The 2,149-nt window shown below is 43.4% G+C and carries 1 protein-coding gene and 1 pseudogene; one reads left to right on the top strand and one right to left on the bottom strand.

The window, feature by feature from the left end; all coding sequences use genetic code 11:
- Window positions 1–566: pseudogene (locus tag PX484_RS15775) on the bottom strand (PIN/TRAM domain-containing protein); the annotation flags it as partial.
- Window positions 567–834: 268 nt separating this feature from the next.
- Here PX484_RS15775 and hemW point away from each other — a divergent pair.
- Window positions 835–2,007 (top strand): radical SAM family heme chaperone HemW, encoded by a 1,173-nt coding sequence (gene hemW, locus PX484_RS15780; protein WP_288104664.1) that lies wholly within the window; start codon window positions 835–837, stop codon window positions 2,005–2,007.
- Window positions 2,008–2,149 lie beyond the last annotated feature (142 nt).

Here is a 2,149-nt window from a genome sequence, read left to right on the forward strand (position 1 = left end):
ATGAGTATCTGTCCCTCGATAAATCCCGTGTCTAACAATTGTTCGATACGACCATCGATAATACAACTGGTGTCCACAACTTTGGTGGCGGCCGCTTGCAGGGTTCCTTCTGCCACTAAAATTGATTCCATACTATTGGGGTTAATCAGACGCAAAAAAGTGCGACCGTGGGTATCAGCTAAACTAACCCCCAGATAGGAAAACATAATACTGCCTAAAATGGCGATTATCGGCTTAATAAACGAGAATTCTCTGGGAATCGGTAGGAAGAAAATCGGGGCCAGGATCAGATTAGCAATTAACAAACCGATAACTAGACCGACCGAACGGGTTAAAATAACTTCGATCGGAGTTTGCCTTACTTGGGTTTCTAGACGACGATAGGTAGTTTGGGCAACTAAACCAAGAGCTAAACCAATAATTGAGGCAAAACCCGCCGATAACCAGCGTAACGCTTCAATATTGCTGATTTGCGACTGGACAGTAACCGGCAGCAAGTCAACACCACTATAACCAATACTGGCAACAGCGAAGACGAATAGTAAAATTATGACAGCATCAAGCATGGGGATAATACCAGAGAGGATAGGGGGGAATGATGATAGAAAAATAATGAGTATGGATGCTTTTCTATTATATCTGTGGGTTTCTCCTAATTTGTGTCGGGAAAGTTGCCTCCATTCTAGGAGATGTTCTCCCCAGCCATAATACATCTTAACGAAGATAAACGAAATTACAGTAGGAGGCAGGAGGCAGGAGGCAGCTTTATTCTCCCCACACCCCACACCCCACACCCCACACCCCACACTCCCTTTTTTCCTTTTTCCTCATATAATGCCCTATTTTCACCCCGTAACCTCGGTTTATATTCATATTCCCTTTTGCCGTCGGCGCTGTTTTTACTGTGATTTCCCGATTTTTGTCCTTGGTAATCGCACCAATCCGGCGACTTTTCCCCCTGTGGTGGAGTATGTGGAAATATTACAAGAAGAAATTAGTCTTAGTCAGGGGACGGGGAAACCCCTAGAAACAATTTTTTTTGGGGGGGGGACTCCTTCCCTGTTACCGGCGGAATTATTAGGATCAATTCTGGATACTTTAGCCAAAAAGTTTGATTTTGCGGCCGATATAGAGATTTCTATGGAGATTGATCCGGCTACCTTTAGTTTAGAACAATTACAGGGTTATCTTAGCGCGGGAGTCAATCGGGTTAGTTTAGGAGTACAGGCTTTTCAAGAACCATTATTACAGGTTTCTGGTCGATCGCATACCGTTAAGGATATCTATCAGGCAGTGGAATTAATTCAGGGATTGGGAATAGTTAACTATAGTTTGGATTTGATTTCGGGATTGCCACAACAAACCCTCACAGATTGGGAAAATTCCCTAGAAAAAGCGATCGAACTGCAACCGGCCCATCTTTCCTGTTACGATTTGGTCTTAGAAGCGGTTACTCCTTTCGGTAAACAGTATCAACCGGGAAAAAAACCCTTACCCGATGATGAAACTACGGCGAAAATGTATGTTTTAGCCGGTGAAAAACTAGCTTTAGCCGGTTATCAACATTACGAGATTTCTAACTATGCCAAACCGGGTTATCAATGCCGACATAATCGAGTTTACTGGGAAAATCGTCCCTATTACGGTTTTGGTATGGGGGCTGCTAGTTATCTTCATCAACAACGTTTTACCCGTCCGCGCAAAAGTCGCGACTATTTCGCTTGGGTAAAAGAAGGCTGTCAGATTGACGTGGAGAAAAATAGTTTTATTGATGATCTTCTCGAAACCTTAATGCTAGGGTTAAGGTTAGGGTCAGGGGTGAGTTTACCCGCGATTGAAGCTAATTTTGGCCCGGAAATCAAAAAAGCAATTTTAGAGGTCTTAGAGCCGCATAAACAGCGTAATCTAGTAATAATTGAGGGGGATACCAGGGTAAGATTAAGCGACCCCGAAGGTTTTTTGTTTTCTAATCTAGTTTTAACCGATTTATTCGATCGCTGGCAATAGTTAGGGTCTGCTGAAAAAGTTTGTTGGTGGGGGCAGGGTGTGGGGTGTAGGGTGTAGGGTGTAGGGTTTTACCGATTTTGAGGTAGTCAGTTACCTAATTTTCAGGGAAAAAGTACCTGAATTTTACCCCCGATCACTCCAA

Origin of the sequence: Microcystis sp. M49636_WE2, from assembly GCF_030065375.1 — a bacterium.
Classification (GTDB): domain Bacteria; phylum Cyanobacteriota; class Cyanobacteriia; order Cyanobacteriales; family Microcystaceae; genus Microcystis; species Microcystis aeruginosa_C.